Annotated in this window: 15 protein-coding genes; 1 reads left to right on the forward strand and 14 read right to left on the reverse strand. The window is 58.5% G+C overall.

Features of this window, described 5'->3' with window-relative positions; genetic code table 11:
* Positions 1 to 10: 10 nt before the first annotated feature.
* Both AC1M2H_RS02960 and AC1M2H_RS02965 read right to left on the reverse strand, forming a co-directional pair.
* The gene (locus AC1M2H_RS02960; protein ID WP_480150213.1) at positions 11 to 397 is read right to left on the reverse strand and encodes a YraN family protein; all 387 of its coding nucleotides are present in this window, start codon (positions 395 to 397) and stop codon (positions 11 to 13) included.
* On the reverse strand, positions 355 to 2,475 hold the full coding sequence (locus AC1M2H_RS02965; RefSeq protein WP_480150214.1) for a penicillin-binding protein activator: 2,121 nt from the start codon (positions 2,473 to 2,475) through the stop codon (positions 355 to 357). Before AC1M2H_RS02965 ends, AC1M2H_RS02960 begins: the two co-directional genes overlap by 43 nt.
* Positions 2,476 to 2,538: 63 nt before the next feature.
* On the opposite strand from AC1M2H_RS02965, the gene rsmI reads away from it, so the two are divergent.
* Positions 2,539 to 3,402: a 16S rRNA (cytidine(1402)-2'-O)-methyltransferase gene (gene rsmI, locus AC1M2H_RS02970; protein WP_480150215.1), complete on the forward strand. Its 864-nt coding sequence runs from the start codon at positions 2,539 to 2,541 to the stop codon at positions 3,400 to 3,402.
* A 49-nt stretch (positions 3,403 to 3,451) separates the two neighbouring features.
* On the opposite strand, the gene AC1M2H_RS02975 is transcribed toward rsmI, so the two are convergent.
* From AC1M2H_RS02975 to kbaZ, 12 genes are all read right to left on the reverse strand, one after another.
* Positions 3,452 to 4,162 carry a galactosamine-6-phosphate isomerase gene (locus AC1M2H_RS02975; protein ID WP_480150216.1) on the reverse strand — a complete coding sequence of 237 codons (711 nt, stop codon included), beginning with the start codon at positions 4,160 to 4,162 and terminating at the stop codon, positions 3,452 to 3,454.
* Positions 4,163 to 4,954, reverse strand: a complete 792-nt coding sequence (gene agaD, locus AC1M2H_RS02980) for a PTS galactosamine transporter subunit IID (RefSeq protein ID WP_095099821.1) — start codon at positions 4,952 to 4,954, stop codon at positions 4,163 to 4,165.
* The gene (gene agaC / locus AC1M2H_RS02985; protein WP_480150217.1) at positions 4,944 to 5,747 is read right to left on the reverse strand and encodes a PTS galactosamine transporter subunit IIC; all 804 of its coding nucleotides are present in this window, start codon (positions 5,745 to 5,747) and stop codon (positions 4,944 to 4,946) included. The genes agaD and agaC overlap by 11 nt, the downstream gene beginning before the upstream one ends.
* A gap of 52 nt (positions 5,748 to 5,799) precedes the next feature.
* Positions 5,800 to 6,276 (reverse strand): PTS galactosamine transporter subunit IIB, encoded by a 477-nt coding sequence (gene agaB, locus AC1M2H_RS02990; RefSeq protein ID WP_480150218.1) that lies wholly within the window; start codon positions 6,274 to 6,276, stop codon positions 5,800 to 5,802.
* A gap of 66 nt (positions 6,277 to 6,342) precedes the next feature.
* A complete protein-coding gene (gene kbaY / locus AC1M2H_RS02995; protein ID WP_480150219.1) occupies positions 6,343 to 7,221 on the reverse strand; it encodes a tagatose-bisphosphate aldolase subunit KbaY in 879 nt (292 codons plus the stop codon).
* A gap of 12 nt (positions 7,222 to 7,233) precedes the next feature.
* The gene (locus AC1M2H_RS03000; protein WP_480150220.1) at positions 7,234 to 8,388 is read right to left on the reverse strand and encodes an SIS domain-containing protein; all 1,155 of its coding nucleotides are present in this window, start codon (positions 8,386 to 8,388) and stop codon (positions 7,234 to 7,236) included.
* Positions 8,389 to 8,690: 302 nt separating this feature from the next.
* Entirely contained in the window at positions 8,691 to 9,824 is a 1,134-nt protein-coding gene (gene nagA, locus AC1M2H_RS03005) for an N-acetylglucosamine-6-phosphate deacetylase (protein WP_480150221.1), read from the reverse strand.
* Positions 9,821 to 10,255, reverse strand: a complete 435-nt coding sequence (gene agaF / locus AC1M2H_RS03010; protein ID WP_480150222.1) for a PTS galactosamine/N-acetylgalactosamine transporter subunit IIA — start codon at positions 10,253 to 10,255, stop codon at positions 9,821 to 9,823. The genes nagA and agaF overlap by 4 nt, the downstream gene beginning before the upstream one ends.
* A gap of 17 nt (positions 10,256 to 10,272) precedes the next feature.
* Positions 10,273 to 11,151, reverse strand: coding sequence for a PTS N-acetylgalactosamine transporter subunit IID (gene agaE / locus AC1M2H_RS03015; protein WP_480150223.1), 879 nt, complete (start codon positions 11,149 to 11,151; stop codon positions 10,273 to 10,275).
* Positions 11,141 to 11,920 carry a PTS N-acetylgalactosamine transporter subunit IIC gene (agaW, locus tag AC1M2H_RS03020; RefSeq protein ID WP_480150224.1) on the reverse strand — a complete coding sequence of 260 codons (780 nt, stop codon included), beginning with the start codon at positions 11,918 to 11,920 and terminating at the stop codon, positions 11,141 to 11,143. The genes agaE and agaW overlap by 11 nt, the downstream gene beginning before the upstream one ends.
* Positions 11,921 to 11,930: 10 nt before the next feature.
* Positions 11,931 to 12,404, reverse strand: coding sequence for a PTS N-acetylgalactosamine transporter subunit IIB (gene agaV, locus AC1M2H_RS03025; RefSeq protein ID WP_480150225.1), 474 nt, complete (start codon positions 12,402 to 12,404; stop codon positions 11,931 to 11,933).
* Between the two features lie 19 nt (positions 12,405 to 12,423).
* Positions 12,424 to 13,719, reverse strand: a complete 1,296-nt coding sequence (kbaZ, locus tag AC1M2H_RS03030) for a tagatose-bisphosphate aldolase subunit KbaZ (protein WP_480150226.1) — start codon at positions 13,717 to 13,719, stop codon at positions 12,424 to 12,426.
* Between the last annotated feature and the right edge of the window lie 201 nt (positions 13,720 to 13,920).

The raw sequence follows: 13,920 nt of genomic DNA on the forward strand, positions 1-13,920 counted from the left end.
TTCGTTTACGCTATTCGCCAAAGGCGTTTTTCAGCCATTGGATGTCGTTTCCGGTGAAGGCTACCACATCGAAACGGCAATCCACAGTATCAAAGCTCCCATTATGTCGGGAGAGCCACAGACGCGCGGCGTGGAGGAGTCGTTGTTGCTTTTTCAGCGTGACGCTGGAGGCGGCATCGCCGTAGCCTGCGCTACGACGATAGCGCACTTCGACGAATACGGTAACCGCCCCGTCGCGCATAATGAGGTCGATCTCGCCGCCCCGTTCGCGGACGTTGGCGGCGATAAAGCGCAGTCCCTGACTTTCCAGCCAGCGGCGGGCCCGGGCTTCCCAGGCGTCGCCGGTTTGTTTGGTTAGTTGGCTGCGACGATCTGTCCGCGCTGGTACTTGAGCCATGACAGTTTCCTGGTGATCGCGCAGTCCGGCGTGGCCGTCAGATCGCCGGTATTACCGTTCAGCTCAAAGCCTGGAACCTGACGTAGCTGCGTGAAATGGTTGGCCAGCGACCAGGCATCGGCCCCCATCGCATACAGGCGAGCCAGCGAGTAGTCGTTATGCACGGCGGACAGCGCCTGCTGCATCAGCGCCGGGTTGCTGCCGGCCAGCATTGGGATCTCGCTGTACTGCAGGCCGTCCATCTCCAGACGGAAATCCGGGCCCGCGGTGCCCTGAGCGCTGCGGGAGCTGGCGTACAGCGTCACGCTGCTTTGGCTGCCGTTGCGCAGGGCAATCATCGGCTTGATATAGCCAATTTGTTCTGGCGTCGCGAGGATCCAGGCGGCATCGACACCGCCAGCGCTGCTGACAGGCTCGTCGCTCGGGCTGCCCGGCGCGCTATCCTGGGCGGAAGGCAGGGTCGACACCGGGCTACCGGTCAACGAGATGCCGCTGTTGACGCTGGACTTCAGCTCGGAGGTTGAGCCAATACGCTGCTGTAAAACCGTACCGCCGCCGATCTTCAGCCACTCGTTGGCAAAGGCGCTGACCACGCGATCGCCCAGCGATCCGCGCGGAACCAGCAGCAGCGGAGTCTGTTTGCCCTGATCGTGAATATGGCGTGCCGCATCGCGCGCTTCATCCTCCGGAGAGAGGGCGAAATAGCAGATATTGGCGCGATTCTCGACTTTTTCCGGCTGGTTCAGCGCGAGGACGTTCAGCGAGGTGTTGCTTTTAATGACCTCTTCGACGTTATTTTTGAGCAGCGGCCCGACGACGATGGTCGCGCCGTCCTGCTGCACCTGGGCCAGCAGCTGGCTCATCGGCTGGCTGGTGGTGTCATAGATTTTCAGTTCGGCGGCCGGGTTCGCCGGAGTTGAGGCAACCGTCTGGGCCTGCGGCGCAGTCACCGGCGGCTGAGCGGCGTCGGCAGCAGCCGGCGTAGCGTCCTGTGCGGGTGCCGGAGCGGCGGTGGGGGCCGCGGTTTGTGCAGCGGTCGGCGCCGTCGCCGGCGGTATTGCCTGGTCCGCTGCCGGCGTCTGTACCGGTGCCTGGGCGGCGTTTGCGGCGGTGAGATCGCTGGTTTCCGCCTGCGACGGGCTGACTACCTCGTCACCGGCGGCGTTTGCCGCCTGTGCCACCTGTGCCGGCACCGCGCTTCCGGCAACCGCCGGAGCGCCGTTTTTCGCCGCCTCAAATCCCTGCTGGATCGTGCGGCCAAATACCGCGGCCTGGCCGTTTAACGGCAGCAGCAGGGCGATTTTATTGGTTGATGCCGGCTTATAATTTTGCATATTCACCAGCGCCGTCGGCAGCATCTTCGCGCCCGGGTTTTGCGGATAGCGGGTCTGCCAGTCTTTGACCCCGGCTTTAAGCAGAGTCGGATCGTTACGATTATCAAACCACGTGCGCTGCAGATCCAGCCAGCCCTGCAGGACGTTCTCGTCGGCATTGATAACTAGCGCGTTGGCCTGATCCTGGGTCATCGACGTCAGCGCCTTCCAGGTTTCGTCAATATTCTTCTGCTGCTGTTTCGGCTGGCTTAGCAGCGGCTGCTGGGCGATAAGCGCGCGCAGCAGGGTAATGGACGGACGCCCCTGGCTGGCATCGATTTGCGCCTGCCAGTAGCGCGGCTGCTGATTGGTCTCGAAACTTGCCGGATCGAGCTTGCTCAGCAGCGCCTGAGCGCCCGGTAAATCGTTCTGAGCCAGCTTAACTTCTACCGCCAGCAGCGACTGCTCGCGAGCCTGCGTTTTGTCGAGGTTAGCCGGCAGCTGGTTGAACAGATCGATGGCCTGCTGCTTTTTGCCTTCCTGCAGCAGTGCACGAATGGCGAGTAATTGCCAGTTGGTCTTGCTATCATTCGCGCTTTGCTGCATTTGCTGTAGGTAGTAACTGGAGTTTGCCTGTGCCGTACCCTGTAAAAACGCCGTGCTTTGATCCGGGGTATGGGTGCCGCAGCCAGCGAAGATCAGAGCGGCCAGCAGTACGGGCAGACAACGCGCGGGTTTAGAACGAAGAAATGTTGACGGTACCATATGTATCCAGTGATATTTTTTTGGCTCAATGCTCAATATTAATTCGGCAATACGGACGAGACAATGAAACAACACGAATCAGCAGATAATTCTCAGGGGCAGCTCTATATTGTGCCCACGCCGATAGGAAATCTGTCTGATATCACGCATCGCGCGCTGGAGGTGTTGCAGGCCGTTGATTTAATTGCTGCTGAAGATACCCGCCATACCGGTTTACTGCTCCAGCATTTTGGCATTAACGCGCGATTATTTGCCCTGCACGACCATAATGAGCAGCAAAAAGCTGAAACCCTTCTGGCAAAGCTGCAGGACGGGCAAAACATCGCGCTGGTCTCCGATGCCGGGACTCCGCTGATCAACGATCCCGGCTATCATCTGGTGCGCACCTGCCGTGAGGCTAATATCCGCGTCGTGCCGCTGCCGGGGCCGTGCGCGGCGATTGCCGCCCTGAGCGCGGCGGGCCTGCCGTCGGACCGCTTCTGCTATGAAGGCTTTCTGCCGGCAAAGTCGAAGGGGCGTCGCGATACGCTGCAGGCGCTGGAAGAAGAGCCGCGGACGATCATTTTCTATGAATCCACTCACCGCCTGCTGGAGAGCCTGGAAGATATCTGCACGGTGCTGGGAGAGTCCCGCTACGTGGTGCTGGCGCGCGAGCTGACTAAAACCTGGGAATCGATCCACGGCGCGCCGATCGGCGAGCTGCTGGCGTGGGTGAAGGAAGATGACAACCGCCGTAAAGGCGAAATGGTGCTGATTGTCGAAGGGTTCAAGGCTCAGGAAGAGGCCCTGCCTGCGGATGCGCTGCGTACGCTGGCCCTGCTGCAGGCGGAGCTGCCGCTGAAAAAAGCCGCCGCGCTGGCCGCTGAAATTCACGGCGTGAAGAAAAACGCGCTGTATAAGTACGCGCTGGAGCAGCAGGGCGAGTAGGCTACCCTATATTCATAAGCCGGGCAGGCATAGCGCCGCCCGGCAGCTCTTACATTGCGCAGTACAAACAGGTTGCCTGCGGGTGTAGCCACAGGAACGATGCCGGAACGCGGGTTGATACCTTTCCTTCTCTGAACGCGGCAAACGCCTGCTGTTTTCCTTCACCGGCAACCAGCAGCAATACCTCTTTTGCCGCCAGGATATCCCCAAGACCGAGGGTGATCCCCTGCTCGACGGGAGCTGATGCCTGTTTCAGCATATCGTGCAGTCGGGTGCGCTCATCGAGATAGGTAATATGGCAGGCGGGTTCCATGGCGTCGTCCGGTTCGTTAAGCCCTAAATGACCGTTCTTGCCGATCCCCAACAGGCAAAGATCTAAACCGCCACAGCGCACAATCTGCTCAACAACCCGTTGGCATTCCTGTTCGTCAGCCTTATCGGAAGCAAACGAAATATAGCGATCGGGCGTGACGGCGAGCGGCAGGATAATCTGCTGCTGCAAAAACGCTTCGCAGGTCGCCGGGTTATCGGCTGATAGGCCAACCCATTCATCGAGTTTCACGAAGATGACCTGACTGGTATCCGTTTTTTGTGCCTGCGCCTTTTCAACAAACATTTGATAGGCCAGCAGCGGAGTAGCGCCCGTCGCCAGACAAATCACCGCGTCGGGCTTACGCTGAATGAGCGCCAGCAATCGCTCGCTGACGTCCTCGCTCAGCGCGCGGTAGTCGCTCAGTTCCTGAAACGTTATCGTGCTCATTTACAGAATCCCCAGCGCGGAACCCAGAATCGCCAGCACGAAGGTGACGGCGATCAGCAATACAGGGTGCGCCTTTTTCACCCGCAGCAGGTAATACATCAGCAGGGTGTAGCCCATCGGTAAGATGTTTGGGAACACCTTGTCGAAAAAGTCCTGCTGCAGCGCAACGTTATGCGTGGCGTCGATGGCAAAGGTGGTGACGACGTTAATGTGCACGTAGGACGCAATCAGGCCGCCAATTACCGTGATCCCAAGTATCGTCGCCGAACGGGCGATCATCTGCGAGTTTTCCCGTACCTTGTCTATCGCTTTTATCCCCACCGAATAGCCGACATGCGTCCAGCCCACGCGCAGGAAGAAGATGGCAAGATAGACCGCGAAGAACAAAATAGGCCCCAGCAGGTTGCCCTGGCTGGCGAAGGAGGAGCAGATCCCGGCCATAATCGGCAGCAAGGTGAACCAGAATATTGCGTCGCCGATGCCGGCGATAGGTCCGAAAAGCGCGACTTTCAGCCCTTTTATCGTGCTGCGGTCTTCACCTTTCTCTTCCATTGAAATCAGCAGACCCATCAGGAAGCCGACCAGGTTCGGGTGCGTGTTAATGAATTCCAAATGATCCTTCATCGCGGCGCTGAGGCCTTCTTTGTCGCCTTTGTAGATCTTCTTCAGGATCGGCAGCATTGCCCACGTAAACCCGCCGGCCTGCATACGCTCATAGTTAAAGCTGGCCTGAAGCAGAGAGGAGCGGAACCCCAGGCGAGTAATGTCTTTTTTACTGATTTCAGATCCCATTGCTGTAATCCTCTGCATCGTTTTTCTGGGTTGTCGCCTGCGCCTGCGCGGCATTTTTGGCTTTGGCGTTAAAGAATTCATAGACCGCAAACCCGGCGCCTAACACCGCAACCGGCAGCAGGTTACTGACCTGGATATAGCATACGAACAGGAAGCCGGCGATGAGGTAAGGGATGTACTGGGCCTTGAACATGACGCGCAGCAGCAGGCCGAAACCTACCGCGGGCAGTATGCCGCCTGCGACTTCAAAACCGTGCGTCAGCCAGGCCGGCATGGCTTTTACCAGCGCCTGCATCGCGCCCTGCGCAAGATAGGTACAGAGAAAGGCGATGGCAGCATAAGAACAGGCGACAATGAGCGTTGTGGTCCAGTTAAGACGGGAAAACGCCGCCGTATTCGCCTCCTTCGCGCACCTATCGGCCTTTGACATAAAGAGTGAAAATGCCGAGTAGAAAAACAGAATGACGTACTGCATCAGCAGGCTAAAGGGCAGCCCTAAACCAATTGCGGTTTTCGCGTCCACCCCGGTTGTCCAGGCGATGACGGTCGTCATTACACCTGCCATAATAGGGTTTGGCGGCTGCACGCCCCCGGCAGGGGTCAGGCCTGCAAAAGCCAGCTCGGTGAGACCGCCGGTGATCAAACCGATATGGATATCGCCAAGAATCGCGCCGGTAAGAGTACAGACGATAATCGGACGAAAAAGGAATAGCGCTTCCAGCCAAAAATCTATCCCAAGAACAAAAACTAACGCGGCCAGGGATATTCCCTGAAGGAGTGTAATTTCGTGCATTTTGTTGCCTCGTAACGGTGACTTTCGCTATTAGAATATCGAGACACTGCAATTAATCAGGAATGCCCTCTTTCGCATCACCAGGAACGTCCTGAATAAATAGATTTACGCCGCTGCGCTTGATAAATCGCAGATCGTCTAAATCGCTCTCATCGACATATACCTTGCTGCTGATCTGTTTTTTCCCCTCAGAGAAATGCATATTTCCTACGTTGACGTCTTTCAACGACAGGCCGCCTTCAATCAGCTTTCTGACAGTGGCCGGAGTGCGGCAAATTAGGAAAATCTTCTGATGAGGAGCCGCCTTCGCAATGATCGCGATCGTTTTCTCGATAGAGAAAAAGCGAATGCCGAAGCCATAGGTATCAGCGGTGATGCCCATAAGCTTTTGCTGTATATCGTCATTTGCGACTTCATCATCGACGACAATCAGTAAGTTGGCGCCAATGGTTGATGTCCATGTGACGCCAACCTGGCCATGTACCAGGCGGTTATCAATACGGGTTAATAAAATATTTGGAGTACTCATATTAGTAATTCCTGCCGATATAGGCTGTGCGTTGCGCGTTGTTGAAATAATATAATTATGTTTAATTTACGAAACTGATGGCGAACAGGTCACTAATTTATTCGCCGAACCGCAGACGTTGATTTTGCTTTTTACCACTTCTTTCATGGCGTCCATACCGACACGCATGTAATAGCGCGGGTCATTGCCATCAGGATGTTCGCCAAACCACTGTTTTACGGCACCGGAAAACGCAATTTTCAGCTCGGTAGCGACGTTGACTTTGCATACTCCCAGCTCGATGGTGCGGCGAACGTAATCGTCAGGGACATCGCTCGCGCCGTGCAGGACCAGGGGAACGTCAACCACTTCGCGAATCTCCCCCAGGCGGCGAAAATCAATTTTTGGCGTTTTGGTATAAAGCCCGTGCGCGGTGCCGATAGCCACCGCCAGGCTGTCGACGCCGGTAAGTTCAACGAAGCGTTTTGCTTCCTGCGGGTCGGTCAGAAACGCGCTTTCCGCATCAACGCTCATATCATCTTCCACTCCGCCCAGGCGGCCGAGCTCCGCCTCCACGCTGCAGTCACGCGCGTGGCAAAAATCCACCACCGATTTCACCAGCTTTACATTCTCGGCAAACGGGAAGTGGCTGCCGTCGATCATCGCGCTGCGCACGCCGGCGTTGACCTTGCGGCGGATATCGTCCAGCGATTCATGGTGATCGAGATGCAGCGCCAGCGGCATCTCGTAAGTGGTGGCGTAGGCGCTGCACAGGGCGTAGATCTCCTCCAGCGCAATGTGCTTAAAGGTTCCCGGCGTGCCGGCGAGGATCACCGGCGATCGCATTTCGCTGCACACCTCGAGGATCGCCTGGATCGTTTCGGCGTTATGAATATTGAATGCCGGCACCGCATAGCCCTTTGCCTGGGCATCCAGCAGAAGATATTTCGTTGAAATAATGCTCATGATGCGCTCCTCTCAAGCATTCCAGGGGTGAATGACAACGCCCTGCACCACGCGGTTAACCGTGCCGCTGGCGGAAGGGGTGTCGGGGGTATTACCCACGCTGATGGACTGCGCGAGCGCGAAGGCCTGGGCGTACATCAGGAAGCAGAAAGCCTGCTCGACGTCGTTAAAAGCGCGAGAAGGCGGCAGCAGGATGTGCGGGCCGGCGGCGATAACGGCGTCGGCTTCGGCGGCAATCGCCACTACCCGCATAGCCTGTTTGTCGCGGCGCAGCTCGGCCAGCAGATCGAGATCGTACTGACGGGTGTACGGGTGGCTGGAGATAAACACCACCACCAGAGTTTCGTTATCCACCAGCGATTTCGGCCCGTGGCGAAAGCCGGTTGGGGAGTCATAAAACGCCGCCAGCTTGCCGGCGGTCAGCTCGAGGACCTTGAGGGCCGATTCGCGCGCCGCGCCCTGTAATCCGCCGCTGCCGAGATAGACGATCCGCCGCCACGGCTGGTTGCCAAATACGCTGTCGCTAAAATCGCCGAGCGAGGTGAGGATCGTCTGACAACGATCCGCCACGTCGCGGAAGGTTTTGCTGCCGATCGCCTCGGGCGCGAGCACCGCCAGGCAGCTCGCCATCATGGTGGTAATACTGCTGGTCATCGCGAAGCCGCGGTCGTGCGTCTCCGCCGGCATCAGCAGGGCAAAGGCGTTATCGCTGTTTACCGCGTTTTGATACAGGCTGCCGGCTTCGTTGCAGGTAATCGACAGGTGGTAGCACTCCGGGACGAACTGATTGGCCAGCTCTACGGCGGCGACGCTCTCCGGGCTATTGCCGGAGCGGGCGAAGGAGACCAGCAGCAGCGGGTGCGCGGCGTTCAGATAGTCCATCGGATTGGTGACCAGATCGGTGGTTGGCACCGCGCTAATGTTTTTCCCGGTATGGCGCGCCAGCCAGGGCGAAACGATCTCGCCGATAAAGGCGGAGGTTCCTGCCCCCGTTAACACAATCCGCAGATCGTCTTTACGCAGCAACGGCGCGAGGAAGTCGTCGATCGCCGAACGGATATTGTCGATGTTGGTGAGCGAGCGGATCCAGCAGGCGGGCTGCTGGCGGATCTCGGTTTCTGTCCAGGTGCCGGTGGTGGCGGAGGTAGCGGTATAGGTTTCAGGCATAACTCAGTCCTTAGTCGTGTGAATTCCACATCAGACGCTGGCAAAATTGTCGCTATCTTTCGTTTCGTTTCACTTATTCACGTAATCGGTTAGGTAAAATTTATATGAAAGAAATCGAAAGTTCAATCAAAGAAACAGGAAATAAAACGAAAACTGTGATCGGAAAGCAATGCCTTTGTATATCCATTTGATAGATATATTTTTTATTTAAGTGACCGCGTCGGGATGTACGCTATTTCCGCAAGGAAAAGAAAGGCCTTGCGGAACGAAACCGAAGGCCAATATGACACACAATGAAAGGGCTAAAGGGGGAGAGCCTGGCCCTGAATCCAGATCTGCTGAAGGTGTAGTCGGTCATTTAGCGCAATAACATTTGCGCATTTCCCTGGCCGTAGCGATCCCAGCCGATCGTCAATGCCCAGCAGGCGGGCGGGGTGCAGCGACGCCATATGGATAGCCTCTTCCGGCGCCGCTCCCGCCAGCTCGACCATGTTGCGAACGGCCGCATCAAGCGACAGGGTGCTACCCGCCAGGCTACCGGAGGCCGTTCGTACAATACCGCCGTGCATCTCCACCTCTTCGCCGCACAGCGAATAGCGGCCATCGGGCATACCGGCCGCCTGCATCGCATCGGTAATCAGGACGGTGCGTTGCCCGGCGCAGCAGCGGCACAGGCGCATGGCGGCGGGATGGACGTGATGCCCGTCGGCGATAAGCTCCAGCCACGCCCGCGGCGTGGTGAATCCGGCGCCGACCATGCCCGGCTCCCGGTGATGTAGTCCGCTCATCCCGTTGTAGCAGTGCACCAGCCCGTCGGCGCCGGCCGCGAAGGCGGCGCAGGTTTGTTCATAGGTGGCGGCGCTATGGCCCAGCATTACCCGCACGCCCTGCCGTTTAAGATGATGAATCGCCGCTATTGCCCCCGGCTTTTCCGGCGCCAGCGCCACCACCCGCAGGGTTTGCCGCGAGCGGGCAATGAGCGTATCCAGCTCGGCGACGTCCAGCTCGCGGAACAGTTCAGGCGGATGGGCGCCTTTATTCTGCGGAGTGAAGTAGGGGCCTTCCAGGTAGCTGCCCAGCGCCAGCGCGCCGGGACCGCCGGAAAGCACGCGCCGGGCGATGCGCTCCAGCGCGCCGTGGATGGCCGGCAGCGGCGCGGTGACGGTGGTCGGCAGCCAGGCGCCTACCCCCTCGCGCGCTTTATAGACCGCCAGCCTGTCGAGCGCGTCCGGCGCTTCGTCCATCACATCAATACCCGCCCCGCCGTGGACGTGAATATCGATGTAGGCCGGGCAGAGCAGATCGGCGTCGCGAGCGGTCACGCCGGCGGGAACCGGCTCAACCGCGGCGATGACGCCTGCTTCAATACGCAGCTGATGATCGGCAAGCCAGCCCTGCTCGGTCAGCAGGCGCCTGGCGCGCAGAATGTGCGTCATATCCCTTCCTCAATCGGTTTCTCTTCGCGACAGCGCGCGAGCTCGTCGACCAGGCTGGTTAGCCCGCGGTGCCCGCACTCCAGCGCCTGCAGGCGAAACGCCTCGCCGTCCAGCCCCTCGCGCTCCAGCACCATCTCCAGCAGCAGCTGCAGGTTGGTGCCGGTAATCACTTCACGCCCCGGCTTTTGCATCGCCAGCGTCGAGGCCACGCGAAACGGCGTCCCGCCCAGCAGGTCGGTCAGAAAAATGATATCGTCTTCGGCGTCCAGCTGGCCCAGCGCCTGCTCAAGCTGCGAGGTGAGCAGCGCGGTGGTCGAGGTCTCCGGAAAATCGATCGCGATAAACTGCGGCTGCTCGCCGAGTATCTGTTTCATCGCCATTGCCATACCGCTGGCAAAGCCTCCGTGACCCGTCAAAATAATACCTGGCATTGCATACCTCTTTGTATTTACAGGAAGTGGCAGAATTTACCCACGACGCCCAGGACGACGGTGAGCGCGATAAGACGCAGCGGGCTCCAGCCGCGGCGCACCAGCCAGAACATGGTCAGGGTGTAAACCAGCGGCAGAAACGCCGGCATCAGCTTGTCGATAACATCGGTCTGCAGCTTCACGACCGCATCGCCCGCGGTGATTTCCAGCGTAGTGTTGAGACGCACGTAGGTTGCCACCAGCGCGCCAATTACCGTCATCCCGACGATTGACGCCGCGTGCCCGACCTTTTTGGTATTGGCTTTAATTAGCGGTATCGCCGCCACGCCCATACGATAAGCGTAGTGCGCGAGGCCGAAGCGCAGGCCGAGATGCACCACGTTAAACAGCACGATAAACACCACCGCGCCGAGGATCGACCCCTGCAGCGCGAGGCTGGCGCCAATGCCGCCGCAAATCGGCAGCAGCGTCAGCCAGAACATCGCATCGCCAATCCCGCCGAGCGGGGCGCCGACGGCGATTTTAGTGCTCTGGATGCTGTTGACGTCCTGCTTGGAGCGCTCCATTGCGAGGATGATGCCGATGACAAAGGTCACCAGGAAGGGGTGAGTGTTGAAGAACCCCATATGGCCTTTCATGGCGCGCGCCAGGTCGCGCTGGTTGGTGTGGATCTTTTTCAGCGCCGGCAGCAGACCATATAGCCAGCCGGAGGCCTGCATACGTTCGTAGTTGAACGAGGCCTGCAGAAGCATGGAGCGCCAGGCGACGCGGTTAATATCTTTTTTCGTCAGCTCCGCGCCGAGCGTCTGGTCTTCGTAGACGTTTTCATTCACGCCGGAAAGCAGCGTCTCTTCGGCGGTGGAAACGCCGGGCAGAGTGGTTTGATTAGATGCCATCTTCGAATTCCTCTTTCTGTGCCGCCGGCGCAGCCGGTTCTGGAGATTTACGCAGCAGGTCAATGAGCGCCATCGCCAGCGCGGCGGCGGCAATCGCCAACACCGGTAGCTTCAGCCAGGCTGCGGCGACAAAGCCGATGATAAAGTAGGGAATGTAGACATTTTTCATCATGATTTTCAGCAGTACGGCGAAGCCGATCGCCGGCATGATGCCGCCCGCCACGCCGAGGCCGTCAATCAGGCGCTCCGGCAGCACATCGATGGCGGTTTTCGCGTGCTCCGCGCCGAAGTAGATCGGCAGGAAGGCGCAGAGAAAATAGAAGACCCCTAACGCCAGCAGAGCCAGGTAGTTCACCCGCTCAATACCGCGAGTATCGGCGTTGGCCGCCATCCGGTCGCAGCGGGACATCACGCCGGACATCACCGAGAACAGGAAGGTGATCCCCATCTGTACCGCGACGGCGAAGGGAACGGCGACGCCAACGGCGACATCAGGCTTCACGCCGGTGGTTATGGCGAAGGTGGTACCGACGATAGTGCCGATAATCACGTTTGGCGGCTGGGCGCCCGCCAGCGGGGCCAGCCCCATCCAGACCAGCTCCAGCGTACCGCCGGTTAAAATACCGGTATGCAGATCGCCGAGAATCAGGCCCACCAGCGGGCCGAGGACCACCGGACGGTGCATATGGGTTAACCCGTTGAACATATCGAGGCCTGCGATAAAGGCAAGAATGCCTAATGCAAAAGCCTGCAACAGACTGATTTCCATTATGAATCCCTCAGAGTAGTTTAAAGAGATCCAAAGCGGGTTCTGTCGGAACGCCCTGAACGAAGCATTCCACCCCGGCGGCCTTCAGGCCGTTGAACGCGGCAATATCGTCAGCGTCTACAGAAACCGTTTTGGCAATGTGCTGTTTGCCGTTGGCGTAGTGCATATTTCCTACGTTGATACGCGTGACGGGAACGCCGCCCTCCACAAGCCTGAGGAAATCGGCCGGCGTTTTACAGACCAGCAGAATTTTTTGCCGGTCGGCGGCGCGGTGGATGTTGTCTATCACCTTCTGCAGCGACCAGAAGCGCACGGCGATCCCCTCCGCCAGCACCATCTCCATCAGATTTTGCTGTACCGAATCCTCAGCAACCTCATCGTTGGCCACCAGCACCAGGTTCGCTCCCGCAAACCCGACCCACTGCACCCCCACCTGACCGTGGATCAAACGTTCATCGATACGGCTTAAGACAATGTTTGGCATCGCGTTTTCCTCTTTGTTGTTATGCGTTATGGGACGTAACGCCCTGACAGGCGGCGTGGTACTGCTGCAGTATGTCCTGAATGTGGTCGATGATAAGATCCCGGGGTTCCGCCTTGAGATCGCCCTCGCGAACTTTGATGTACTGCAACGGCATATACTGGCTGATGAGCGGCAGCGGGATGGGAAAATCCGCCAGGTTACGCACCAGGCGGGCAAACGCCTCATCGATTTGACCGTCCGGCCAGTAGTAGCGAACACGGTCAGAGTAGCTGTAGCCGCGCGCCAGGCGCCGCGCGTTGCCGTCGCCGTGATAGTGGTTTTGCCAGTATTCCGGGCGATCGAGCATCACGTTTTCCAGCACCTGACGCAGGCCGGAGCAGGCTTTCGCGGGCAGGAGTTCCTCCTCTATTGCCGCCAGCGAGAACAGCGCTTCGCGCAGGGCGAAGGTGAGCGCCGGGCCGACTTTCAGGATGGCGAAGTGATCTTTCACCAGCTGGCGCAGCGCTTGCGGCGTCTGATAGTCCGTGGAGTGGGCTTCAAATATCAGCGTGTCATAGGCTTCCACCATGGCGCTCAGCGCCACGGCTTTCTGCGGCTGATAGTCGATAACGTTGATATGATCGAATTCGACGCCGGGCTGGACCACCAGCCCGATACTACGCGGCCAGATATTGCTCAGCCCCTGCTTTGCAAAGGCCTGACGATGCGCTTCCAGCGTCGCGCGCGCCGCATCGGGCGTGGTGACCTGCAGTTCGGTCAGCGTCTCATGGGCGCCGCCTGGTACGGGCACTTCGGTACCGATCACGTAGACCAGGTCGGATTCGCCAAAGTGCTCACGGCAGGTCTCTTCGGCTATCTTTGCCAGCCGGGCGGCGCGATCGGCGACGATCTCATCGGTTAACGGCAGCGGATCGCCCGCGCAGGACATGCTGCAATCGAGGTGGATCTTCTTAAAGCCGGCCGCGACGTAGCTCTTAATAAGATCGTCGGCGTTGGCCATCGCCTGGGCTGCGGGCAGGTTTTGCCAGCGGTTAGGGCCGAGATGATCGCCGCCGAGGATCAGCTGCGGCTGGGGGAAATCAAGCGAGCTGGCGAGCTGGCAGACAAAGCCGCGGAAATCGGCGGGCGTCATGCCGGTGTAGCCGCCGAACTGATCCACCTGATTGGAGGTGGCTTCGATCAGCAGCGGGGTATGCCGGGCGCGGGCGAAGCGAATGGCCGCTTCGAGTACCAGCGGATGCGCGGAGCAGACGGCATAAATTCCGCCTGTACTTCCTCTTTTATGCTGCGCTACCATTTCTGTAAGATGTTTCACTTTCCTCTCCATTGCGGATGGTAATGACGTTAATCTTTCGTTTTGTTTCATTTAATACTGCGCTATGGTGCTGTAAAAATAAAACGAAAGATAATGGTTTTCCGATCTGTTTCACAAAAGAAACATAATGAAAGGTTTCAGCGTCGAAGGGTGCGCCGCGATGCCGCGCTGCGGGGCTTGCATTCCGCTAAAAGAAAGGTG

It is taken from the genome of Klebsiella sp. F11 (assembly GCF_056712265.1).

Coding starts and splice junctions, on each gene's coding strand:
- agaW (WP_480150224.1), bottom strand. CDS start 11,920: ATGGAAATCAGTCTGTTGCAGGCTTTTGCATTAGGCATTCTTGCCTTT.
- kbaY (WP_480150219.1), bottom strand. CDS start 7,221: ATGAGCATTATTTCAACGAAATATCTTCTGCTGGATGCCCAGGCAAAG.
- AC1M2H_RS02960 (WP_480150213.1), bottom strand. CDS start 397: ATGGCTCAAGTACCAGCGCGGACAGATCGTCGCAGCCAACTAACCAAA.
- AC1M2H_RS02975 (WP_480150216.1), bottom strand. CDS start 4,162: ATGAGCACGATAACGTTTCAGGAACTGAGCGACTACCGCGCGCTGAGC.
- agaB (WP_480150218.1), bottom strand. CDS start 6,276: ATGAGTACTCCAAATATTTTATTAACCCGTATTGATAACCGCCTGGTA.
- agaC (WP_480150217.1), bottom strand. CDS start 5,747: ATGCACGAAATTACACTCCTTCAGGGAATATCCCTGGCCGCGTTAGTT.
- rsmI (WP_480150215.1), top strand. CDS start 2,539: ATGAAACAACACGAATCAGCAGATAATTCTCAGGGGCAGCTCTATATT.
- agaV (WP_480150225.1), bottom strand. CDS start 12,404: ATGCCAAACATTGTCTTAAGCCGTATCGATGAACGTTTGATCCACGGT.
- nagA (WP_480150221.1), bottom strand. CDS start 9,824: ATGACGCACATTCTGCGCGCCAGGCGCCTGCTGACCGAGCAGGGCTGG.
- agaD (WP_095099821.1), bottom strand. CDS start 4,954: ATGGGATCTGAAATCAGTAAAAAAGACATTACTCGCCTGGGGTTCCGC.
- agaE (WP_480150223.1), bottom strand. CDS start 11,151: ATGGCATCTAATCAAACCACTCTGCCCGGCGTTTCCACCGCCGAAGAG.
- AC1M2H_RS03000 (WP_480150220.1), bottom strand. CDS start 8,388: ATGCCTGAAACCTATACCGCTACCTCCGCCACCACCGGCACCTGGACA.
- agaF (WP_480150222.1), bottom strand. CDS start 10,255: ATGCCAGGTATTATTTTGACGGGTCACGGAGGCTTTGCCAGCGGTATG.
- AC1M2H_RS02965 (WP_480150214.1), bottom strand. CDS start 2,475: ATGGTACCGTCAACATTTCTTCGTTCTAAACCCGCGCGTTGTCTGCCC.